Raw genomic sequence first — 21,925 nt, 5'->3', positions numbered from 1 at the left:
CGCCTTTCGTACGTCACACCTTTGCCAGGCATTTTTGCGACCGCTAAGAATGGCTGCCGTCGCTCAGCGCCGTGGGTTCACCTCCGCGGCGTTCGTGTCGGAAACACACCGAGTCCAACGCCGGACGCCGAGCGACTCCCGCGCTATTCGAAGAGGTCCACACCACCATGCCCAAGAACATCTTCAGCCGTGTTCAGAGTCGTAACCTGACCCGTCACCACAAGATCGCCATGGCGGGTGTCGCCACTCTCGGCGCCGCCGCCATCGGGTTCTCCGCGGTGCCGAGCGGTGCGTCGACGAAGACCACGACCGAGGCCGCTCAGCCGGCTGCGGTGGCGTTCAGCACCGAGCAGATCAAGGACGTCAAGGCCAGCGTCACCGACCAGATGGCCGGTGCCAGCCTGAAGGCGGAGCAGATAGCGGCCAAGAAGAAGGCCGACGCCGCTGCCGCCGCCAAGAAGAAGGCCGAGGCCGAGGCCGCGAAGAAGAAGGCCGAGGCCGAGCGCAAGGCCAAGGAGGCCGCGAGCCGCGCCGCCAAGCGCGCCGAGGCCAAGAAGGCCGCCAAGAAGACCTACCCGAACAACCTCGACGGCTGGATCCGCGAGTCGCTCGCCATCCTGAAGAAGCACGACATCCCGGCGTCCTACGACGGCATCCACCGCAACATCATCCGGGAATCCTCGGGTAACCCGAAGGCGATCAACAACTGGGACATCAACGCCATCAACGGCATCCCGTCGAAGGGCCTGCTCCAGGTCATCCCGCCGACCTTCAAGACCTGGCACGTCCCCGGCACCTCCTGGGACATCTACGACCCGGTCGCCAACATCACCGCCGCCTGCAACTACGCGGCCGACAAGTACGGCTCGATGGACAACGTCGACAGCGCTTACTGAGGTGGCGCGGACCTCTGCTCGCTGAACCGAACGCCGAAGGGCGGCACCCACCTGACGGGGTGCCGCCCTTCGGGCCGCGATCGAGCGAAGACCGCGGTCGCGCGACTACTTGCGCATGACCTCCGGCTCGTGGCGGCGCAGGAAGCGCGCCACGAAGAAGCCGCAGATCACACCGAGGGCGAGCAGCGCGCCCATGTCCATGGCCCAGGCGCCGACCGTGTGCTCCCACAGCGGGTCGTTGTCGCCGGCCGTCTCCGGCGGGCTGATCTTGTTGAAGTCCAGCGTGGCACCGGACGCGGCGACCGCCCAGCGCGAAGGCATCAGGAACGAGAACTGGTTGACGCCGATCGAGCCGTGCAGCGTGAACAGGCAGCCGGTGAAGACGACCTGGATGATCGCGAACATCACCAGCAGCGGCATGGTCTTCTCGGCGGTCTTGACCAGCGACGAGATGATCAGGCCGAACATCATCGACGTGAAGCCCAGTGCCATGATCGGGATGGAGAGCTCGACCAGGGTCGCGCTGCCGAGGACCAGGCCCTCCTCGGGGATCTCCCGGCTGGAGAAGCCGATGACACCGACCAGCAGACCCTGCAGCACGGTGATCATGCCGAGCACGAACACCTTCGACATCAGGTACGCCGAGCGTGACAGGCCGGTCGCGCGCTCCCGCTCGTAGATGACCCGTTCCTTGATCAGCTCTCGGACCGAGTTCGCCGCCCCCGCGAAGCAGGCGCCGACCGCGAGGATCAGCAGGACGGTGGTGGCCGTGCCGTTCGGGATGATGCGGCCGGTCTGCGGGTTGGCCGGGTTGGGCAGCAGGCCCCGGTCCGCGTCGATGAGCAGGCTCACCGCGCCGAGTACCGCCGGCAGGATCACCATCAGGGCCAGGAAGCCCTTGTCGGAGGCGATCACCGAGACGTAGCGCCGCACCAGGGTGACGAACTGCGACATCCAGCCCTGCGGCTTCGGCGGCTTCATCGCCTGCATCGGCGGGACCTGTACGGACTGCGGCGCGACGGCGTCGATGTCCGCGGCGTACATCTGGTAGTGCTGCGAGCCCTTCCAGCGGCCCGCCCAGTCGTAGTCGCGGTAGTTCTCGAAGGCGGAGAAGACATCGGCCCAGGTGTCGTAGCCGAAGAAGTTCAGCGCCTCCTCGGGCGGCCCGAAGTAGGCGACCGCACCGCCCGGTGCCATCACCAGGAGCTTGTCGCACAGGGCCAGCTCGGCCACCGAGTGGGTGACCACGAGGACCGTACGGCCGTCGTCGGCGAGGCCGCGCAGCAGCTGCATGACATCGCGGTCCATGCCCGGGTCGAGACCCGAGGTGGGCTCGTCCAGGAAGATCAGCGACGGCTTGGTGAGCAGCTCCAGAGCCACGGAGACACGCTTGCGCTGGCCGCCGGAGAGGGACGTGACCTTCTTGTCCTTGTGGATGTCGAGCTTGAGCTCGCGCAGCACCTCGTCGATCCGGGCCTCGCGCTCGGAGGCCGTGGTGTCGGCCGGGAAGCGCAGCTTGGCCGCGTACTTGAGGGCCTTCTTGACGGTCAGTTCCTTGTGCAGGATGTCGTCCTGCGGGACCAGACCGATGCGCTGGCGCAGCTCGGCGAACTGCTTGTAGAGGTTGCGGTTGTCGTAGAGGACCTCGCCCTGGTCGGCCGGACGGTAGCCGGTGAGCGCCTTGAGCAGCGTCGACTTGCCGGAGCCGGACGGGCCGATGACCGCGATCAGGGACTTCTCCGGGACGCCGAAGGAGACGTCCTTGAGAATCTGCTTGCCGCCGTCGACCGTGACGGTCAGGTGACGGGCGGAGAAGGACACCTCACCGGTGTCGACGAACTCCTCGAGCCGGTCGCCGACGATACGGAACGTGGAGTGGCCGACGCCGACGACGTCGGTCGGGCCGAGCAGTTGCGTACCGCCCTTGGCGATGGGCTGGCCGTTGACGTACGTGCCGTTGTGGGAGCCGAGGTCGCGGATCTCCATGCGGCCGTCGGGCGTGGCGTGGAACTCGGCGTGGTGCCGGGAGACCTGGAGGTCGGAGACGACCAGTTCGTTCTCCAGGGCACGGCCGATGCGCATCACGCGGCCGAGGGAGAACTGATGGAACGTGGTCGGGCTGCGGTCGCCGTGGACCGGCGGTGCCCCCGCGACACCGCCGGGGCCCTGCTGCTGGGGGATGGGGGCCGCTTGCTGCTGCGGCTGCTGCCATCCGGCCTGGGCCTGCTGCTGCGGCACCTGGTGCTGCGGCTGCTGGTACGGGGCCTGTTGCGGCGTCTGCTGGGCGGGGGCCTGCTGCGCCCAGCCGGCGTTCGCGCCCTGCGCGGCGTACGGCTGCTGGGGCTGGGCCTGCGGCGTGGCGACGGAGGCCGCGGCGCCGGAGAGGTTCAGGCGCGGTCCGTCGGTGGCGTTGCCCAGGTTCACCGCCGAGCCCGCGCCGAGCTCCATCTGATGGATCCGCTGCCCCTGCACGAAGGTGCCGTTGGTGCTGCCATGGTCCTCGATGACCCAACTGCGGCCGTTGAAGCTGACCGTGGCGTGACGCCAGGAGACCCTGGCGTCGTCGAAGACGACGTCCCCCTGCGGATCACGTCCGAGGGTGTATGCCCTGGACGGATCGAGCGTCCAGGTACGTCCGTTTGATTCCAGTACGAGTTCCGGCACTCCATGCCCCACTGAGTTGTCCCCCGAGTTACCCCCGACATGGGGAGTCTAGGGATGTCGAACATCGGGGGGAACTATTTCAGGAGCGGCCCTCTGACCGAAAGTCGGGCCTTGTGAAGACCGCCTTCGGACGCATCAGCCGTTTCCGTTGACGGGGTTGAAAACGGGCCGGAGAGTGGTATTTCGACGCGAGGGGGACATGCGCGGTGTTCCCGCCGTGCAGCGGATCGGGGGGTCTGCCATGGGTGCTGCCACAGGTGTCGAGACGGCGAGGGACGGCACACACGTGCCGTGGGGGGACGTGCTGCTGACCGCCGTCGCCTCCGTGAGCTGGGCGTTGATCGGAATGGCGGGTACGGCGGCGCTGGGCCTGCGTCTGCTGGAGGCGGACGCGGCGGGCTCGTTGGGGCCGATGACCGCGGCGGTGGTGGCGCTCGGGGCGGGTGGTTCGGTCACGCCGTCCGGTGATGTGTCGGTGTTCGGCCTGTCGGGCGCGGAGGCGGACACGGCCATCGAGATCACGCCACTGGGAGTGAGCCTGGTCGGAGCGGTGCTGCTGTCGTACTTCTTCCTGCGGTCCTTGCGTGCGGCGGGAGTTGTGATCTCGCCGGCCGAACTCCTCGCGCGTGCGGGCGCGGTGGTGGCGCTGTTCGTGGTGATGCTGGGCGGGCTGGCGTGGGCGGGGCACGACGTCATCACGATCGACGGTGGCTCACTGGGACTGGACGACCTGACCGGCGGTGGTGGCCTGGAGGTCCCCGGGCTGGGGGACATCGGCGGTCTGCTGCCGGACCGGCTCGGCGACCTGGTCGACGCGCAGGCGGCGGTCGGCTACACGGTCGACACCGCGCCCACGCTGCTCGGTGGTCTCCTCTGGTCGGCCGGGATCCTTCTCGTCGCCCTGCTGGCCTCGCGCCGCACGCCGCTGCCGCGGGGCTGGGAGGCCGTGCACCGGGTCGTACGGCCCGCCGTGTCCGCGGTGGTGACCGTGCTGCTGGTGGCGGTGGCTGCCGGGCTCTCGGCGGCGGGGTACGCGGCGATCGTCGACGACCATCCCCGGCGTATCGCGGGGGCGGCACTGCTCGGGGCGCCGAACGGGGTGTGGCTGGGTGTGCCGGTCGGCTTGTTCGTGCCGTGGGACGGCCGGGCAACGGGTGAACTGACCCGTTTCCTGCCGGACCCGCTGGACGATCTGCTCGCCGTCGGCAGCGGTCAGCCGGTGACGCTGGGGCGGCTGGCCGAGCTGGACGGGCGGGTGTGGCTGCTGGCGGTCGCGGCGGCGCTGATGATGCTGCTCGCGGGGGTGCTGGTGGGCGTGCGGACGCCGGTGGGGAGTGCGGCGGGGGCGGCCGGTTTCGCGGGCCGATGTGCGCTGCGACTGGGGGTCACGACCGCGGTCGCCCTGCCGTCGCTGGCCTGGCTGACGGACGTGTCCGTGACCGCCTCCCTCTCCGTGCTCGGTTTCGACGCCTTCGGCGCGGGTGCCGAGCTGCACGGGCACCGCGGCGCGGCGCTGCTGCTCGGTGCGGTGTGGGGCGCGGGGGCGGGGGCCGCGGGGGCGTTGCTGGCCTGGGCGTGCGGGGCGGCGGGGCGATCGGCGGCGGTGTTCGCCCGGGAGGGCGGGGGGACCGGGTCCGGTGGGACGGGGAGGCAGGCGAGCGGGGCCGGCGGGGAGAGGCGTGTCGGGCAGGCGGAGCAGGGTGCCCTGGGTGCCGGGCGAGGCGGCTACGACCCCGGTACCGGATCGCCCGGGGACAGGGACGGGTGGGGCTCCCCCCGCGCGCCGCACGAGGAGGGGGCCGGGCCGTACGCCCCGGGCACGCCGTACCGGCCGCCGAACCCGGCCACCAATCCGTATCTCCGGGTCCCCGACGAGCTGCGCGGACCGGAGGACGCGGGGCCCGCTGAGGGACGATGGCGGGGTGCGGCTCCGGACGCGCCGCGCGAGCCGGAGGATGCCCGGCCCGCCGGGGAACGACAGCCGGGTGATGCCCAGCATCGACCGGGCCAGACCAACCGCCTACCGGACGACACCGTCCGGCGGCCAGGTGAAGCCGGCCCGCCGGACGGGACACGACCGGGTGGCGAGCCCAGCGGCCCCGGGGACGGCGACGTCTACGGCGCGCCCACCGTGGCGCGGCCGGTCGGGCCGCCTCCGCGAGGGCCGCGGCAGCCGCCTGGGCCGAGGGGCGGCAGCCGTCCGCCGGCCGGGCGGGACGACGGGCCGCCGCCCCCACCGCCCCCTCCCCCGCCACCGCGGAAGCCGCGTGGCGGGAGGTGACCTCCGGGGCGCCGGGACGCGGGACCAGTACGTGACGCGGGACCGGTACGTAAGGTTCACGCCATCACCGCGACACCCACTGTTCGCTGTCCGCAAGGCGGACCTCAGGGGCGGTACGACCGGCCTGCCGGATACGGTGGAACCACCATGAGCGCTTCGCAGACCTCGTCTTCCGACGTCCCCACCCTCCTTGTCAAGATCTTCGGCAAGGACCGGCCGGGCATCACGGCCGGCCTCTTCGACACCCTCGCCGCCTACTCCGTCGACGTCGTCGACATCGAGCAGGTCGTCACCCGGGGCCGCATGGTGCTCTGCGCGCTCGTGACCGAGCCGCCCCCCGGAGTCGAGGGCGATCTGCGGGCGACCGTGCACAGCTGGGCCGAGTCGATGAAGATGCAGGCGGAGATCATTTCCGGCCTCGGCGACAACCGGCCCCGTGGGTCGGGCCGCTCCCTGGTCACCGTGCTGGGGCATCCGCTCACGGCGGAGGCGACGGCCGCGATCGCCGCGCGGATCACGAAGACCGGCGGCAACATCGACCGTATCTTCCGGCTCGCCAAGTACCCCGTGACGGCGGTCGAGTTCGCCGTGTCCGGCGTGGAGACCGAGCCGCTGCGCACCGCCCTGGCGACGGACGCGGCGAAGCTCGGCATCGACGTGGCGGTCGTCGCCGCCGGGCTGCACCGGCGCGCTCAGCGCCTGGTCGTCATGGACGTCGACTCCACGCTGATCCAGGACGAGGTCATCGAACTGTTCGCGGCGCACGCCGGCTGCGAGGACAAGGTGGCCGAGGTGACGGCGGCCGCGATGCGCGGGGAGCTGGACTTCGAGCAGTCCCTGCACGCGCGGGTGGCGCTGCTGGAGGGGCTGGACGCCTCGGTCGTGGACAAGGTGCGCAGCGAGGTGCGGCTGACGCCGGGCGCCCGCACTCTGATCCGTACGCTGAAGCGGCTCGGCTACCAAGTCGGTGTGGTCTCGGGCGGTTTCACCCAGGTCACGGACGATCTGAAGGAGCGGCTGGGGCTGGACTTCGCCCACGCCAACACGCTGGAGATCGTCGACGGCAGGCTGACGGGCAAGGTCACGGGCGAGATCGTCGACCGCGCGGGCAAGGCCCGGCTGCTGCGCCGGTTCGCCGCCGAGGCGGGCGTGCCGCTGTCGCAGACGGTGGCGATCGGTGACGGTGCGAACGACCTGGACATGCTGAACGCGGCCGGTCTCGGTGTCGCCTTCAACGCCAAGCCGGTGGTGCGCGAGGCCGCGCACACCGCGGTGAACTTCCCCTTCCTGGACACGGTCCTGTACCTGCTGGGCGTCACCCGCGAAGAGGTCGAGACGGCGGACACCCTCGACACGGTCTGACCCTGCCGGGAGGGCCCGGTACCGGCGTGGTGCCGGGCCCCTGCCGGGCTCAGAGGGTCACTCGGCCGGCGCCCAGTAGTCCTGCAGCGTGGCCACACCCGGCTCCACGCTCTTCCACGAACCGGTGAAGGACAGCACGGCGAAGGCGGCGGCCGGGAATCCGCGGCGGTCCATCCGCTCGCGGGCGTCGTCCTCGGCCGATCCCGCGAGGATCTCCGCGAGGCCCTGGACGCCCGGGTTGTGACCGATCAGGAGGACGTTCTGGGCGTCGTCGGGGGTCTCGTTGAACACGGCGATCAGTTCGCCCGGCGAGGCCTCGTAGATCCGCTCCTCGTAGACGGTTTTCGGCCGGTGCGGGAACTCCTGGACGGCGAGCTTCCAGGTCTCCCGGGTCCGGACCGCGGTGGAGCACAGGGCCAGATCGAAGGGGACGCCGGTGTCGGCGAGCCTCCGTCCGGCCTCCGCCGCGTCCTTTCGGCCCCGGTCAGCGAGCGGACGCTCGTGGTCGGTCACCTGTGGCCAGTCGGCTTTCGCATGGCGGAAGAGGACAATCCTGCGGGGTTCAGCGACGCTCATGAGATCCAGCTTCGCATGAAACACGCCATGTGGCGCAGGGAGTTGACCACCGGCTCCGGCCGTGCTCAGCGGGTTATCAGCTGCTGCACACGCTCGAAGAGGTGGGTGATCGCGGGGTCAGCGGTGGCCGCGTGGGCGTCGGACGGGTTCAGGATCAGGGCGAGCAGCGCGGCGAAGGCGAGCGTGGGCAGGGCAAGGGCCCACCAGGGAAGCCGGCTGCCGGCGCCGGCCCGGGTGGCCGGGTGGGGCCGGGTGTGCGTAGGGGCCGACATGGGTGCCTCCGCTCTTCGAGTGGTCGGTGGCCCGCGTCTCGCGGTCACACATCGAAGCTACGGAATCGGCGGCCGCCGGCCCATCCGGTGATCCACCCACTTGACCCTGACCCTCACCCCCTAGGGGATAGGGGGGCCAGCCCCACCATGGGCCGCCTACGGGCCGCTTGCGGGCCGGTCGGCCGGACGGGCGGCGGTCATGGCGAGGCGATCGTCGCGATCACGGCGATGACGATGAAGATCGCGAAGAAGGAGCCGAAGACGAGCAGCATCTTCTTCTGACCGTGCTGGGGATTCGGGTCGAGCACTGGCATGGGGCAAGTCTCGCACCCGCCGCCCGCACCGGCCGCCCCGGGGTGAGTTCGACGCCCAGGGACGGGCTCAGCGGCCCGCCTCGGCCTCCACCGTGCGGTCCCGGCCCGCCAGGAAGCCGACCACCATCTGCGGGATCATCAGGGCGCTCATCAGCGCGATCGGCAGGCCCCAGCCACCGCTGTGCTGGTACAGGACGCCCACCAGGAGCGGGCCCGGGATGGAGATCAGGTAGCCGGTGCTCTGCGCGAACGCCGACAGCTGGGCGACGCCCGGCCCGCTCCTGGCCCGCATGCCCACCATGGTGAGGGCGAGCGGGAAGGCGCAGTTGGCGATGCCGAGCAGCAGCGCCCAGGCCCAGGCGCCGGCGGCCGGCGCGAGGTACAGACCGGCGTAGCCGGCGAGGCCGCAGACGCCCAGGGCGAGCACGATCGGGCCCTGGTGCGGCAGCCGCGTGGCCAGGCGCGGTATGACGAAGGCCAGCGGGATGCCCATCGCCATGGTGACCGCCAGCAGCAGTCCAGCAGTGCCCGCGGGTACACCGGCGTCCCGGAAGATCTGCGCCATCCAGCCCATGGTGATGTAGGCGGCGGTGGCCTGGAGTCCGAAGAACACGGCCAGTGCCCAGGCGGTCCGGCTCCGGGTGATCCGCAGCCGCGGCGCCTCCTCGCGCGCGGGGTCCCCCGAAGCGGAGGCCTCCGTCCGCTCGGAACGGTTCCCCGTTCCCGGGGCCGGCACGCGTCCGCGTACGAACGGCAGCCACGGCAGGATCGCCGCCACCGCGAGGCCCGACCACAGGGCCAGGCCGGACTGCCAGCTGCCGCCCAGCGCGTCGGTCAGCGGCACCGTGACCGCGGCCGCGAGGGACGTGCCCAGGGCCAGCGCCATGGAGTACAGGCCGGTCATGGACCCGACGCGGTCGGGGAACCAGTGCTTGACGATGACCGGCATCAGGACGTTGCTGACCGCGATGCCCATGAGGGCGAGGGCACTGGCGGCCAGGAAGCCCGCCGTGCCGCCGGCGTACGGGCGGATCAGCAGGCCGGTGGCGATGGCGACCATGCCGGCGCACACCACGGCGCCGGGGCCGAAGCGGCGGGCGAGCCGGGGGGCCATGACGCCGAAGACGGCGAAGCACAGCGGTGGCACGGAGGTGAGCAGCCCGGCCACGCTGCCGCTCATGCCGAGCCCGTCGCGGACCTCCTCCAGGAGCGCGCCGAGGCTGGTGATGGCCGGGCGGAGGTTCAGCGCGGACAGCACGATGCCGAGGACGAGCAGCCGTTTCGTCCACGCGTGCGTGGACGGACCGCCGCGTTTCCCGGCGTCGCGCGCGGCCGAGCTGCGTACGGTCGGGGGCGTTATCGTCCGGGTTTCCTCACTAGCCATGAGACCCATCATAGAATCATAGGATGATTGACTGTCCAGTCCGTCCGAACCCCGGACGCCCACGGGCGTCCCGGTCGTGCGAAGGTGAGTCATGCCCCTGAGCCATCCCCGACGCTCCGCGCTGTCCGAGCAGGTCATCGCCGCACTGCGGGCGCAGATCACCTCGGGCGAGTGGCCGATCGGCTCCCGTATCCCGACCGAGCCCGAACTGGTCGAGCAGCTGGGCGTCGCCCGCAACACGGTCCGCGAGGCCGTCCGGGCTCTCGCACACAACGGCCTGCTCGACATCCGGCAGGGTTCCGGAACCTACGTCGTGGCCACCAGTGAGCTGGCCGGAGTGATGCAGCGGCGTTTCACCGGCGCCGATCCCCGGCACATCGCCGAGCTGCGTTCCACGCTGGAGTCCGCCGCCGCCAGAATGGCCGCCGAGCGGCGCACGGAGAAGGACCTCAAGCAGCTCGACGCGCTGCTGCTGCGGCGTGAGGAGGCCTGGGAGTCGGGTGACGCGGAGGCGTTCGTGGCCGCGGACGCCACCTTCCACCTGGCCGTGGTGTCGGCCTCCCACAACGAGGTCATGACCGCCATGTACGCCGACCTGGGCGAGGTACTGCGGGACTGGCTGCGCGAGGACGTCGGCGAGGAGCTGACACCGGAGACCTACATGGAGCACGGGCGGCTGCTCGAAGCGATCCGCGAGGGGGACGCGGCGCAGGCGGCGGAAGAGGCCGCCCGCTACCCGTTCCTGTGCAGACTGGCCGGGGTCAGCTCCCCCGCTGGTGACTGATCCACGCCTGGTCGACCTCCTTCCAGCAGCGTCCCGTCAGCCGCACGGTCAGCGCGGGCCAGGTCTCCACCGGGGAGCTGTCGGTGTCGATGTCCCACCAGCGGGCGCACTCGACGTGCAGGCTCACGCGGTCGACCGCCGGGTACGGGTTGTGGCAGTAGGCGGTGACACGGGAGCCGGTGACACGGATCCGGCACGCGGCCCCGAAGGGCTCCGCCGCCGCCTGCTTGCCGGTGGGCACGCGCGCGTGGGGCACCGCCTCGTAGGTCAGGGTCATCAGGAGAGCGACGACGGCGAGGGACAGCGAGGCCGTTCGGCGGGACAAGCGCACAAGGGGACCTCCTCGGCCGTGCTGGGGAGGGGACCGCGTGGTGAAGGCGTACTTCAGAGTGACCGGTCGTGAGCCTCCCCGCCCGGCCGGATGGGCCGAACGAGTGACGCCCCGTTCCCCTCGCGCTGCGGGGAACGGGGCGTCGGCGTCGCGTCGACGCGAGCGGAGATCAGGCTCCGATGGCGTGCAGACCGCCGTCCACGTGGATGATCTCGCCGGTGGTCTTCGGGAACCAGTCGCTCAGCAGGGCGACGACACCGCGGCCGGCCGGCTCGGGGTCCTTCAGGTCCCACTCCAGCGGGGAGCGGGAGTCCCACACCGAGGCCAGCTCGCCGAAGCCCGGGATGGACTTGGCGGCCATGGAGCCGAGCGGACCGGCCGAGACCAGGTTGCAGCGGATGTTCTGCTTGCCCAGGTCACGGGCCATGTAGCGGCTGGTGGCCTCCAGGGCGGCCTTGGCCGGGCCCATCCAGTCGTACTGCGGCCAGGCGAACTGCGCGTCGAAGGTCAGACCGACGACGGAGCCGCCGTTCTGCATCAGCGGCAGGCAGGCCATGGTGAGCGACTTCAGGGAGTACGCCGAGACGTGCATGGCCGTGGCGACCGACTCGAACGGCGTGTTGAGGAAGTTGCCGCCCAAGGCGTCCTGCGGGGCGAAGCCGATGGAGTGGACGACCCCGTCCAGGCCGCCGAGCTCCTCGCCGACGATGTCGGCCAGGCGCGCGAGGTGCTCGTCGTTGGTGACGTCGAGCTCGATGACCTTGGTGGGCTTCGGCAGCTTCTTGGCGATGCGCTCGGTCAGCGTGGGCCGCGGGTAGGCGGTCAGGATGACCTCGGCGCCCTGCTCCTGGGCCAGCTTGGCGGCGTGGAAGGCGATGGAGGCCTCCGTCAGCACACCGGTGATCAGGATGCGCTTGCCTTCGAGAATTCCGCTCATGGTGATCAGTGACCCATTCCCAGTCCGCCGTCAACGGGGATGACGGCTCCAGTGATGTACGAGGCGTCGTCCGAGGCGAGGAACCGCACCGTCGCGGCGATCTCCTCCGGCTGGGCGTACCGGCCGAGCGGGACCTGCTTCACGATGTTCTCGCGCTGCTCGTCGGTGAGCGCCTTGGTCATGTCGGTGTCGACGAAGCCGGGCGCGACGACGTTGAAGGTGAGGTTGCGCGAGCCCAGCTCACGGGCGAGGGAGCGCGCGAAGCCGACCAGGGCGGCCTTGGACGCGGCGTAGTTGGCCTGGCCCGGGCCGCCGTAGAGGCCGACGACCGAGGAGATCAGGACGACGCGGCCCTTCTTGGCGCGCAGCATGCCGCGGTTGGCGCGCTTGACGACGCGGAAGGTGCCGGTGAGGTTGGTGTCGATGACCGAGGTGAAGTCCTCCTCGGACATGCGCATCAGGAGCTGGTCCTTGGTGATGCCGGCGTTGGCGATCAGGACCTCGACGGGGCCGTGGGCCTCCTCGATCTCCTTGTAGGCCTGCTCCACCTGCTCGGCGTCGGTGATGTCGCACTTGACGGCGAGGCAGCCCAGTTCCGTCAGGGCGGCCGGCGGCTCACCCGAGCGGTACGTGATGGCGACCTTGTCGCCGGCATCGGCGAAAGCGCGGGCGATGGCGAGGCCGATGCCCCGGTTGCCTCCGGTGACGAGAACCGAGCGGCTCAACGGATCACCCTTTCCATAGCGGTCTGATACCCCGCCCGGGCGCCTGGACGACAGGCGGCGATGACAGGCGGCTTCATCGAAAACCTATCGGTCCGGGCACGCCCGCGGACAATCGGGCACCCACAGTGGCGTACGGGACTCACTGTCGGGTCCCTACAGAAACCCATACTCCCGGGGCCGGAAACTCATGGCCCGCGCGCGGGATGGACGACATGATCGGAGCAGTCAGGAAGCACGGCAACCACGGTCACCTCGACAGAAAGAGACGGCGGTGCCTCATACCATCGACGAGGCCTTCACGGCCCTCCCCCTACGCGCCCTCGCCGACGCGGCCCTCGCACGCGCGCGTGCGCTGGGCGCCGAGCACGCGGACTTCCGGTTCGAGCGGATCCGTAACGCCTCCTGGCGGTTCCGGGACGCCAAGCCCGCCGGGTCGTCGGACACCACCGACCTCGGGTACGCGGTGCGCGTGGTGCACGGCGGTACGTGGGGTTTCGCGTCCGGTGTCGACCTCAGCATGGACGCCGCCGCCAGGGTCGCCGGGCAGGCGGTGGCGATGGCGAAGCTGTCCGCCCAGGTGATCAAGGCGGCCGGGTCGGACGAGCGCGTGGAGCTGGCGGACGAGCCGGTGCACGCCGAGAAGACGTGGATCTCCTCGTACGAGATCGATCCGTTCACCGTGCCCGACGAGGAGAAGGCCGGGCTGATCGCGGAGTGGAGCGCGCGGCTGCTGGCGGCCGACGGGGTCGACCACGTCGACGCCTCGCTGCTCACCGTCCACGAGAACAAGTTCTACGCCGACACCGCCGGGACCGTGACCACGCAGCAGCGGGTACGCCTGCACCCGGTGCTCAACGCCGTGTCGGTGGACGAGTCGAGTGGCGAGTTCGACTCGATGCGCACGCTCGCGCCGCCCGTGGGGCGCGGCTGGGAGTACCTGCGGGGCACCGGCTGGGACTGGGAGAGCGAGCTCGAGCAGATCCCGGAGCTGCTCGCGGAGAAGATGCGCGCGCCGAGCGTCCGGGCGGGCCTGTACGACCTGGTCGTCGACCCGTCCAACCTGTGGCTGACCATCCACGAGTCCATCGGGCACGCCACCGAGCTGGACCGCGCGCTCGGCTACGAGGCCGCGTACGCCGGCACCTCGTTCGCCACGTTCGACCAGCTGGGCAAGTTGCGCTACGGCTCGGAGCTGATGAACGTCACCGGTGACCGTACCGCCGAGCACGGGCTCGCCACCGTCGGCTTCGACGACGAGGGTGTCGAGGGCCAGTCCTGGGACCTGGTGAAGGACGGCACGCTCGTCGGCTACCAGCTGGACCGGCGGATCGCCAAGCTGACCGGGTTCGAGCGGTCCAACGGGTGCGCCTACGCCGACTCCCCCGGGCACGTGCCGGTGCAGCGCATGGCCAACGTGTCCCTGCGGCCGGACCCGGCCGGGATGTCGACCGAGGATCTGATCGGGGGCGTGGAGCGGGGCATCTACGTCGTCGGCGACCGGTCCTGGTCGATCGACATGCAGCGGTACAACTTCCAGTTCACGGGGCAGCGCTTCTACCGGATCGAGAACGGGCGGCTCGCCGGGCAGCTGCGGGACGTGGCCTACCAGGCGACGACGACCGACTTCTGGGGCTCCATGGCCGCCGTGGGCGGGCCGCAGACCTACGTCCTGGGCGGCGCCTTCAACTGCGGCAAGGCCCAGCCGGGGCAGGTCGCGTCCGTGTCGCACGGCTGCCCGTCGGCACTCTTCAAGGGCGTCAACATCCTCAACACCACCCAGGAGGCCGGTCGATGAGCGCGCGTTCCAGCAAGCCGCACGAGATCGTCGAGCGGGCCCTCGAACTGTCCCGGGCGGACGGGTGTGTCGTCATCGCCGACGAGCAGTCCACCGCCAATCTGCGCTGGGCGGGCAACGCGCTGACCACGAACGGTGTCACGCGCGGGCGCACCCTCACCGTCGTCGCCACGGTCGACGGCAAGGAGGGCACGGCCTCGGGCGTGGTGTCACGGTCCGCCGTGACCGCCGACGAGCTGGAGCCCCTGGTACGGGCCGCCGAGGCCGCCGCGCGCGGCGCCGGGCCGGCCGAGGACGCGCAGCCGCTGGTCACGGGCGTCGCGCGGGCGCCGGAGTTCACGGAGGCGCCCGCCGAGACCTCCTCCGCTGTGTTCGCCGACTTCGCGCCGGCCCTCGGCGAGGCGTTCGCACGCGCGCGTGCGGGCGGCCGGGAGCTGTACGGCTTCGCCAACCACGAGCTGGTGTCGACGTACGTGGGGACGTCCACCGGGCTGCGGCTGCGGCACGACCAGCCGAACGGGACGCTGGAGCTGAACGCCAAGTCGCCGGACCGCACCCGGTCGGCCTGGGCAGGGCGCTCCACCCGGGACTTCAAGGACGTCGACCCGGCCGCCATGGACGCGGAGCTGGCCGTGCGGCTCGGGTGGGCCGAGCGGCGTGTGGAGCTGCCCGCGGGCCGGTACGAGACGCTGCTGCCGCCTACGGCCGTGGCGGACCTGCTGATCTACCAGATGTGGTCGGCGTCGGGCCGGGACGCGGTCGAGGGCCGCACGGTGTTCTCCAAGCCGGGGGGCGGCACCCGGATCGGCGAGAAGCTGACCGACCTGCCGCTGACCCTGCGCAGCGACCCGCACGAGCCCGGTCTGGAGTCGGCGCCCTTCGTGATCGCCCACTCCTCCGGGGGCGACCAGTCGGTGTTCGACAACGGGCTGCCGCTGACGTCCACCGAGTGGATGCGCCAGGGCGAGCTGCGGCACCTGACGACCAGCCGGCACAGTGCGGGCCTCACCGGTCTGACGGTGGCGCCGGGCATCGACAACCTGATGCTCGACGGGGGCGAGGACCGCTCGCTGGAGGAGATGGTCGCGAGCACCGAGCGCGGACTGCTGCTGACCTGCCTGTGGTACATCCGCGAGGTCGATCCGGCGACACTGCTGCTGACGGGCCTGACCCGGGACGGCGTCTACCTCGTGGAGAACGGTGAGGTGACCGGCGAGGTGAACAACTTCCGGTTCAACGAGTCGCCGGTCGGTCTGCTGGGCCGGGCCACGGAGGCGGGACGGACCGAGAAGACGCTGCCCAGGGAGTGGGGCGACTGGTTCACCAGGGCGGCCATGCCCGCGCTGCGGGTCCCGGATTTCAATATGAGCTCTGTCAGTCAGGGCGTATAACCTCGTAGTCGGCTGTCACCCGACTGCCCGAAGATCATCAAGGAGACACGAGAACCGTGACGGACATCGTCGACGAGCTGAAGTGGCGCGGGCTGTTCGCCCTGTCCACTGACGAGGACGCTTTGCGCAAGGCGCTCGCGGACGGTCCCGTCACGTTCTATTGCGGCTTCGACCCGACGGCCCCGTCGTTGCACGTGGGGCATCTGGTGCAGGTGCTCACGGTGCGCCGGCTCCAGCAGGCCGGTCACCGGCCGCTGGCGCTGGTGGGCGGTGCCACGGGCCTGATCGGCGACCCGCGTCCGACCGCCGAGCGCACGCTGAACGACCCGGAGACGGTCACCGGCTGGGTCGCCAAGCTGCGCGCGCAGATCGAGCCGTTCCTGACCTTCGAGGGTGAGAACGCGGCCGTCATGGTCAACAACCTCGACTGGACGGAGAACCTCTCCGCGATCGAGTTCCTGCGGGACATCGGCAAGCACTTCCGCGTCAACAAGATGCTCACGAAGGACTCCGTGGCCCGCCGTCTGGAGTCCTCCGAGGGCATCAGCTACACGGAGTTCAGCTACCAGCTGCTCCAGGGCATGGACTTCCTCCAGCTGTACCGGAGGTACGGCTGCACGCTCCAGCAAGGCGGCAGCGACCAGTGGGGCAACCTCACGGCCGGCCTCGACCTGATCCACCGGCTGGAGCCGGAGGCCACGGCGCACGCCATGGCGACGCCGCTGATGACCAAGGCGGACGGCACCAAGTTCGGCAAGACCGAGGGCGGCGCCGTCTGGCTCGACCCGGAGATGACGACGCCGTACGCGTTCTACCAGTTCTGGCTGAACGTGGACGACCGGGACATCTCGAAGTACATGCGCATCCTGTCCTTCCGGTCCCGCGAGGAGCTGGAGGAGCTGGAGCGGCAGACCGAGGAGCGTCCGCAGGCCCGTGCCGCGCAGCGCGCGCTGGCCGAGGAGCTGACGACGCTGGTGCACGGTGCCGACCAGACGGCCGCCGTGATCGCCGCGTCCAAGGCCCTGTTCGGGCAGGGCGAGCTGGCGGAGCTCGACGAGAAGACGCTGGCCGCGGCCCTGTCGGAGGTGCCGCACATCCAGGTCGCCGAGCTCGCTCCGGTCGTCGACCTGTTCGCCGAGGTCGGCCTGGTGGCCAGCAAGTCGGCCGCGCGCCGCACGGTCAAGGAGGGCGGCGCCTACGTGAACAACGTCAAGGTCGCCGGCGAGGACGCCGTCCCCGCCAAGGAGGACCTGCTGCACGGCCGCTGGCTGGTGCTGCGCCGGGGCAAGAAGAACCTGGCGGCGGCCGAGGTCACGGGCGGCTGAGAGGTCGAGGACACGAGGAAGGGGGCGGTCTCCGGTGCCGGAGGCCGCCCCCTTCGCCGCGCGTCCCGTCATGCAGCCGCGCGTCCCCTCATGTCGCCGTGTGTCCCGTCATGCCCTGCGTTTGCTTGCCGGGGTCGCCGTCCAGGCCCGGTCGCCGAGGCCGACGAGGATGATCGCCATCACCAGCTGGAAGGCGTGCCGCCACCAGTCGATACCCGATGTGGCGTCGACACCGGCCGCCCGGGCGATGGCGTTGCCGGCGATGGCGCCGATCATGCCCAGGATGACGGTCAGCCACAGGGGGATGTGCTGCTTGCCCGGGATGATCGCCTTGGCGATCAGGCCGAGCACCAGTCCCACGATGATCGCCCAGAACCAGCCCATCGCTGCCTCCTCGCACGGCTAGACGTGAGCACTACGCCCAGTGTCGGCCCAGGCGCCCTGCGCCGCATGCCGGGGACACGCGTCGGCGGCACGGCTCGGACGCCTCACCCCGGCCCCGGACCCGCCCCGGTCTCGTGGCCGACGCAGGCGCGGCGTACCGTGGAAGCTGTCCTGGTCAGGTTCCCCGGCCGACCGGGGACGGCTACGGGGCGGGGAGAGTACGGGCGGATGGTGGATGCGATGCGGAAGCAGCATGGCGGCGGGCACGTCCAGGTTTTCCGGATCACCGGCGCCCGGGCGGGGCTTCAGGACGACGTCCGCGGGCGGCAGCGCCGCTATGTGATCTCGATGACGGTCCGCACCATCTCCGTGATCCTCGCGGCCACGCTGTGGAACGTCGAACGGCACGTGGCCATCGTGGCGTTGGTGCTCGGGCTGGTGCTGCCGTACATCGCGGTGGTGATCGCGAACGCGGGGCGCGAGAACGCGCCGTCTCTGCCGTCGACGTTCATCGCGCCGCCGGTGCGTCCGATGATCGCGCCGCCGGGGCCGGAGGACGCCCGGGCGGAATCCGCCGCGGAAGATGCCGCGTCGGGGCCGGGGCCTGGGCACGGAGCGAGTCGCGGGAGCGGCAGGGCCGCCGGGGAGTGATCGGAAACGGAAGTCGGCTTCCCGCCAAGCTCAAGAAAAGCTCAGATCAATCATGTTGTTCAGGTGCCGGGCTCGGGGTTACCCGTGACATACTTCGTACGCGCTCCGCATCCCCCGTCGGAGCGACGGACCGACGCCGGGCAGCTCCCCCCGTGGCTGCTCGGCGTCGCCTTTTCTGTGTGCAGTGGTGAGACGAACCTGTGAGTGACGAGACGCCCATCTGTTCCGCGAAGGGCTGCCGTGTCGATGCGGTGTGGGTGCTCGCGTGGAACAACCCCAAGATCCATACGCCGGAGCGGCGCAAGACCTGGCTGGCCTGCGAGGAGCACCGCGAGCATCTGTCGCAGTTCCTCGGGGTGCGGGGGTTCTTGAAGGACGTGGTTCTTCTGAAGGAGTGGGAAGCGCGGGACGTCTGACGCGTTCGGATGCGGGTGCGTCGTGGCTTGTCGCGCCGCACCCCGCGCCCCCTGGGTGTCCCTAGCCGCCGATCGCTGACATGGGGCGGTCGGGCTGTACGAACGTCGGGTCGTCCAGGCCCGCTCCCGCCTTCTTGCCCCACATCGCCAGGCGCCAGATGCGGGCGATCTCCTCGTCGGGGGCGTCGGAGCGCAGGGCGGCGCGGAGGTCGGTCTCCTCCTGGGCGAAGAGGCACGTGCGGACCTGGCCGTCGGCCGTGAGGCGGGTGCGGTCGCAGGCCGCGCAGAAGGGGCGCGTGACGGAGGCGATGACACCGACCACGTGCGGGCCGCCGTTCACCAGCCAGCGTTCCGCCGGGGCGGAGCCCCGCTTCTCCTCGCCCTCGGGGGTGAGCTCGAAGCGCGTGCGCAGGGAGGTCAGGATGTCGCCGGCGGTGATCATGCCGTCGCGCTTCCAGCCGTGCTGGGCGTCCAGGGGCATCTGCTCGATGAAGCGCAGCTCGTAGTCGTGTTCCACGGCCCAGGCGAGGAGGTCGGGGGCCTCGTCGTCGTTGAGTCCCGGCATCAGGACCGAGTTGACCTTGACCGGGGTCAGGCCCGCGTCGCGTGCGGCGTGCAGCCCTTCGATGACGTCCTTGTGGCGGTCGCGGCGGGTCAGGGTCTTGAAGACGTCCGGACGGAGCGTGTCCAGGGAGACGTTGACCCGGTCCAGGCCCGCCGCCTTCAGGGCCTCGGCCGTGCGCTTGAGGCCGATGCCGTTGGTCGTGAGGGACATCTGGGGGCGGTGGTCCAGGGCGGCGACGCGCTCGACGATGCCGACCAGGCCGGGGCGCAGCAGGGGCTCGCCGCCGGTGAAGCGGACCTCCTCGATGCCGAGGGAGGTGACCGCGATGTCGATCAGGCGGACGATCTCGTCGTCCGTCAGCAGATCAGGCTTGGCCAGCCACTGCAGTCCCTCCTCGGGCATGCAGTACGTGCAGCGCAGATTGCACCGGTCGGTCAGTGAGACCCTCAGGTCGGTCGCCACTCGGCCGTAGGTGTCGATGAGCACGTGGGCCCCCTCCCTCGACGCGGATCGTGCCCGGAGCACGCTGTCTCCGACACCTGCGAGCCTACGTGACACCACTGACAACTCCCCAGGCCCGATCCCACGACGCGGGACGCGGCCGCGCCGCAGGGACCTGGAGGTTCCTACGACGCGACCGCGTGCGGGGGTTCGTGCTCAGTGGGCGCCGGTGCCGGTCAGGGACCTGACCTCCAGCTCCGCGTACTTCTTGGCGTCCGGCTCCTCCTTCGACAGGATCGTGCCGAGCCAGCCCATGAGGAAGCCGAAGGGGATCGAGATGATCCCCGGGTTCTTCAGCGGGAACCAGGCGAAGTCGACCTCGGGGAACATCGCCTTGGGGTCGCCGGAGACCACGGGCGAGAACAGCACCAGGCCGACCGCGACGATCAGACCGCCGTAGATCGACCACAGGGCGCCCTGGGTGGTGAACCGCTTCCAGAACAGGCTGTAGAGGATGGTCGGCAGGTTGGCGGAGGCGGCGACCGCGAAGGCGAGCGCGACCAGGCCGGCCACGTTCAGGTCGCGGGCGAGGGCGCCGAGGCCGATGGAGACGACGCCGATGAAGACGGTCGCCCAGCGGGCCGCGCGGACCTCCTCGGCGCCGGACGCCTTGCCCTTGCGGATGACGTTGGCGTAGATGTCGTGCGCGAAGGACGAGGACGAGGCGAGGGTGAGGCCGGCGACGACGGCGAGGATCGTCGCGAAGGCCACCGCCGAGATCGTCGCCAGCAGGATCGCGCCCCAGGTCGAGTCGACCCCGCCGAGGTGCAGGGCGAGCAGGGGCGCCGCCGTGTTGCCGGAGGGGTTGGAGGCGATGATCTCGTCCTGGGAGATCAGCGCGGCGGCGCCGAAGCCGAGGGCGATGGTCATCAGGTAGAAGCCGCCGATGATGCCGATCGCCCAGTTCACCGACTTACGGGCGGCCTTGGCGTCGGGCACCGTGTAGAAGCGGATCAGGATGTGCGGCAGGCCGGCGGTGCCGAGCACCAGGGCGATGCCGAGGGAGACGAAGTCCAGCTTGGAGGTGCCGGTCATGCCGTACTGGAGGCCGGGCTCCAGGAAGGCGGCGCCCTTGCCGCTGTTCTCGGCGGCCTGGCCGAGCAGGTCGGAGATGTTGAAGTTGAACTTCAGCAGCACCAGGAAGGTGATCAGGATGGTGCCGCCGATGAGCAGGACGGCCTTGACCATCTGGACCCAGGTGGTGCCCTTCATGCCGCCGATGGAGACATAGACGATCATCAGGAGACCGACGAGGGCGACGATGAGGATCTTGCCGGCGTCGGAGGTGATGCCGAGCAGCAGCGAGACGAGGACTCCCGCGCCGGCCATCTGGGCCAGCAGGTAGAAGATCGACACGACGATCGTGGACGTACCCGCGGCGGTGCGGACCGGGCGCTGGCGCATGCGGTACGCGAGGACGTCGCCCATGGTGTAGCGGCCGGAGTTGCGCAGCGGCTCGGCCACCAGGAGCAGGGCGACCAGCCAGGCGACCAGGAAGCCGATGGAGTACAGGAAGCCGTCGTAGCCGAAGAGGGCGATCGCGCCGGCGATGCCGAGGAACGACGCGGCCGACATGTAGTCGCCGGAGACCGCGAGGCCGTTCTGGAAGGCGCTGAACTGGCGTCCGCCGGCGTAGAAGTCCGCGGCGTCCTTGGTCTGGCGGCCGGCCCAGACGGTGATGCCGAGCGTGGCCAGGACGAACAGCGCGAACAGGGTGATGATCAGCGGGCGGTGCTCGCTGGCCTCGTTCGCGGCGAGCAGGGTCTGCTGTGCGGGGCTCATGCGCCGCCCTCCATCCGGGACTTGATGGCCTCGGCCTTGGGGTCGAGCTTCGCGGCGGCGTGCCGCGAGTACCACCAGGCGATGAGGAACGTGGTGACGAACTGGGCGACGCCGAGGAGGAGCGCGACGTTGATGTTGCCGAACAGCTTGGTGCCCATGAAGCCGCCCGCGTAGTTCGACAGCAGGACGTACAGCAGGTACCAGGCGATGAAGGCGACGGTCAGCGGGAAGGCGAAGGAGCGGTACGAGCGGCGCAGTTCACCGAACTCCGCGCTCTCCTGCACCTCGGTGAACTCCTCGGGTGAGGGGAGTTTGTGTTGCTCTTTCGAGGGGGGCGGTGCATCGGTGGCCACGGAGTCTCCTCGCAATGACGGAAGCGGTTGGTACGGGGACGGAGGCGAGTGTCCTCGCGCTCCCTGTTCAACGTCACGGCGGCACGCGAGAACCGGTTCAACGGCCGGGCGTTCTTTCCGAAGTCGTTTCGGCAAAACGTTGCTGGCCAGCGAGAGCGCGGGATAGCTTCACCCTGCACCACCCCGTCATGTACCTGCCCGAGCACCACCTGTGCCTCGGGCCGGTTTCGTTTCCG

At 70.5% G+C, this 21,925-nt stretch carries 21 protein-coding genes; 9 read left to right on the top strand and 12 right to left on the bottom strand.

Annotation, left to right across the window (positions count from 1 at the left end):
• Positions 1–167 precede the first annotated feature (167 nt).
• The gene (locus tag ABZ016_RS34365) at positions 168–896 is read left to right on the top strand and encodes a transglycosylase SLT domain-containing protein (protein ID WP_356920619.1); all 729 of its coding nucleotides are present in this window, start codon (positions 168–170) and stop codon (positions 894–896) included.
• A 105-nt stretch (positions 897–1,001) separates the two neighbouring features.
• Here ABZ016_RS34365 and ABZ016_RS34360 read toward each other — a convergent pair whose 3' ends face one another.
• Positions 1,002–3,560: an FHA domain-containing protein gene (locus ABZ016_RS34360; protein WP_356920618.1), complete on the bottom strand. Its 2,559-nt coding sequence runs from the start codon at positions 3,558–3,560 to the stop codon at positions 1,002–1,004.
• Between the two features lie 241 nt (positions 3,561–3,801).
• Between ABZ016_RS34360 and ABZ016_RS34355 the strand changes: the two genes are divergently transcribed.
• Both ABZ016_RS34355 and serB read left to right on the top strand, forming a co-directional pair.
• Positions 3,802–5,841: a streptophobe family protein gene (locus tag ABZ016_RS34355; RefSeq protein ID WP_356920617.1), complete on the top strand. Its 2,040-nt coding sequence runs from the start codon at positions 3,802–3,804 to the stop codon at positions 5,839–5,841.
• 147 nt (positions 5,842–5,988) lie between these two features.
• Positions 5,989–7,203, top strand: a complete 1,215-nt coding sequence (gene serB / locus ABZ016_RS34350) for a phosphoserine phosphatase SerB (protein ID WP_356920616.1) — start codon at positions 5,989–5,991, stop codon at positions 7,201–7,203.
• A gap of 57 nt (positions 7,204–7,260) precedes the next feature.
• Here serB and ABZ016_RS34345 read toward each other — a convergent pair whose 3' ends face one another.
• From ABZ016_RS34345 to ABZ016_RS34330, 4 genes are all read right to left on the bottom strand, one after another.
• Positions 7,261–7,779 carry a histidine phosphatase family protein gene (locus ABZ016_RS34345; protein ID WP_356920615.1) on the bottom strand — a complete coding sequence of 173 codons (519 nt, stop codon included), beginning with the start codon at positions 7,777–7,779 and terminating at the stop codon, positions 7,261–7,263.
• Positions 7,780–7,844: 65 nt separating this feature from the next.
• The gene (locus tag ABZ016_RS34340) at positions 7,845–8,051 is read right to left on the bottom strand and encodes a hypothetical protein (protein ID WP_356920614.1); all 207 of its coding nucleotides are present in this window, start codon (positions 8,049–8,051) and stop codon (positions 7,845–7,847) included.
• Between the two features lie 197 nt (positions 8,052–8,248).
• Complete coding sequence (locus ABZ016_RS34335) at positions 8,249–8,365, bottom strand: SGM_5486 family transporter-associated protein (RefSeq protein WP_086025071.1); 117 nt, start codon at positions 8,363–8,365, stop codon at positions 8,249–8,251.
• Positions 8,366–8,432: 67 nt separating this feature from the next.
• Positions 8,433–9,761 carry a CynX/NimT family MFS transporter gene (locus ABZ016_RS34330; protein ID WP_356920613.1) on the bottom strand — a complete coding sequence of 443 codons (1,329 nt, stop codon included), beginning with the start codon at positions 9,759–9,761 and terminating at the stop codon, positions 8,433–8,435.
• Between the two features lie 79 nt (positions 9,762–9,840).
• Between ABZ016_RS34330 and ABZ016_RS34325 the strand changes: the two genes are divergently transcribed.
• Positions 9,841–10,533, top strand: coding sequence for a FadR/GntR family transcriptional regulator (locus tag ABZ016_RS34325; RefSeq protein WP_356920612.1), 693 nt, complete (start codon positions 9,841–9,843; stop codon positions 10,531–10,533).
• Here ABZ016_RS34325 and ABZ016_RS34320 read toward each other — a convergent pair.
• The 3 genes from ABZ016_RS34320 to fabG all read right to left on the bottom strand — a co-directional run bounded on the left by ABZ016_RS34320 (position 10,511) and on the right by fabG (position 12,526).
• Positions 10,511–10,864 carry a hypothetical protein gene (locus ABZ016_RS34320; protein ID WP_356920611.1) on the bottom strand — a complete coding sequence of 118 codons (354 nt, stop codon included), beginning with the start codon at positions 10,862–10,864 and terminating at the stop codon, positions 10,511–10,513. The two genes, ABZ016_RS34325 and ABZ016_RS34320, sit on opposite strands and share 23 nt — an antisense overlap.
• 169 nt (positions 10,865–11,033) lie before the next feature.
• Positions 11,034–11,801 carry an enoyl-ACP reductase FabI gene (gene fabI, locus ABZ016_RS34315; protein ID WP_356920610.1) on the bottom strand — a complete coding sequence of 256 codons (768 nt, stop codon included), beginning with the start codon at positions 11,799–11,801 and terminating at the stop codon, positions 11,034–11,036.
• Positions 11,802–11,806: 5 nt separating this feature from the next.
• On the bottom strand, positions 11,807–12,526 hold the full coding sequence (fabG, locus tag ABZ016_RS34310; protein WP_356920609.1) for a 3-oxoacyl-[acyl-carrier-protein] reductase: 720 nt from the start codon (positions 12,524–12,526) through the stop codon (positions 11,807–11,809).
• Between the two features lie 271 nt (positions 12,527–12,797).
• Between fabG and ABZ016_RS34305 the strand changes: the two genes are divergently transcribed.
• Genes ABZ016_RS34305 through tyrS form a run of 3 tightly spaced genes read left to right on the top strand, consistent with a single transcriptional unit; the run spans position 12,798 to position 17,037 of the window.
• Positions 12,798–14,321 carry a TldD/PmbA family protein gene (locus ABZ016_RS34305; RefSeq protein ID WP_356920608.1) on the top strand — a complete coding sequence of 508 codons (1,524 nt, stop codon included), beginning with the start codon at positions 12,798–12,800 and terminating at the stop codon, positions 14,319–14,321.
• On the top strand, positions 14,318–15,712 hold the full coding sequence (locus ABZ016_RS34300; RefSeq protein ID WP_356920607.1) for a metallopeptidase TldD-related protein: 1,395 nt from the start codon (positions 14,318–14,320) through the stop codon (positions 15,710–15,712). The genes ABZ016_RS34305 and ABZ016_RS34300 overlap by 4 nt, the downstream gene beginning before the upstream one ends.
• 56 nt (positions 15,713–15,768) lie before the next feature.
• Positions 15,769–17,037 carry a tyrosine--tRNA ligase gene (gene tyrS, locus ABZ016_RS34295; protein ID WP_356920606.1) on the top strand — a complete coding sequence of 423 codons (1,269 nt, stop codon included), beginning with the start codon at positions 15,769–15,771 and terminating at the stop codon, positions 17,035–17,037.
• A 108-nt stretch (positions 17,038–17,145) separates the two neighbouring features.
• Here the strand turns inward: tyrS and ABZ016_RS34290 are convergent, their stop codons facing one another.
• Entirely contained in the window at positions 17,146–17,421 is a 276-nt protein-coding gene (locus ABZ016_RS34290; protein WP_356920605.1) for a GlsB/YeaQ/YmgE family stress response membrane protein, read from the bottom strand.
• A gap of 240 nt (positions 17,422–17,661) precedes the next feature.
• On the opposite strand from ABZ016_RS34290, the gene ABZ016_RS34285 reads away from it, so the two are divergent.
• Positions 17,662–18,072 (top strand): DUF3099 domain-containing protein, encoded by a 411-nt coding sequence (locus ABZ016_RS34285; protein ID WP_356920635.1) that lies wholly within the window; start codon positions 17,662–17,664, stop codon positions 18,070–18,072.
• Between the two features lie 200 nt (positions 18,073–18,272).
• Positions 18,273–18,488, top strand: coding sequence for a hypothetical protein (locus tag ABZ016_RS34280; RefSeq protein ID WP_345666067.1), 216 nt, complete (start codon positions 18,273–18,275; stop codon positions 18,486–18,488).
• A gap of 61 nt (positions 18,489–18,549) precedes the next feature.
• On the opposite strand, the gene moaA is transcribed toward ABZ016_RS34280, so the two are convergent.
• From moaA to ABZ016_RS34265, 3 genes are all read right to left on the bottom strand, one after another.
• The gene (gene moaA, locus ABZ016_RS34275; RefSeq protein WP_356920604.1) at positions 18,550–19,539 is read right to left on the bottom strand and encodes a GTP 3',8-cyclase MoaA; all 990 of its coding nucleotides are present in this window, start codon (positions 19,537–19,539) and stop codon (positions 18,550–18,552) included.
• 171 nt (positions 19,540–19,710) lie between these two features.
• Positions 19,711–21,336 (bottom strand): cation acetate symporter, encoded by a 1,626-nt coding sequence (locus ABZ016_RS34270; protein WP_003989315.1) that lies wholly within the window; start codon positions 21,334–21,336, stop codon positions 19,711–19,713.
• Positions 21,333–21,689: a DUF485 domain-containing protein gene (locus ABZ016_RS34265; RefSeq protein ID WP_356920603.1), complete on the bottom strand. Its 357-nt coding sequence runs from the start codon at positions 21,687–21,689 to the stop codon at positions 21,333–21,335. The genes ABZ016_RS34270 and ABZ016_RS34265 overlap by 4 nt, the downstream gene beginning before the upstream one ends.
• Positions 21,690–21,925: the final 236 nt, after the last annotated feature.

It is taken from the genome of Streptomyces sp. NPDC006372 (assembly GCF_040612515.1).
Classification (GTDB): domain Bacteria; phylum Actinomycetota; class Actinomycetes; order Streptomycetales; family Streptomycetaceae; genus Streptomyces.
The sequence above is the reverse complement of the archived record's forward strand: the minus strand, read 5'-3'. Positions and strand labels throughout refer to the sequence as shown.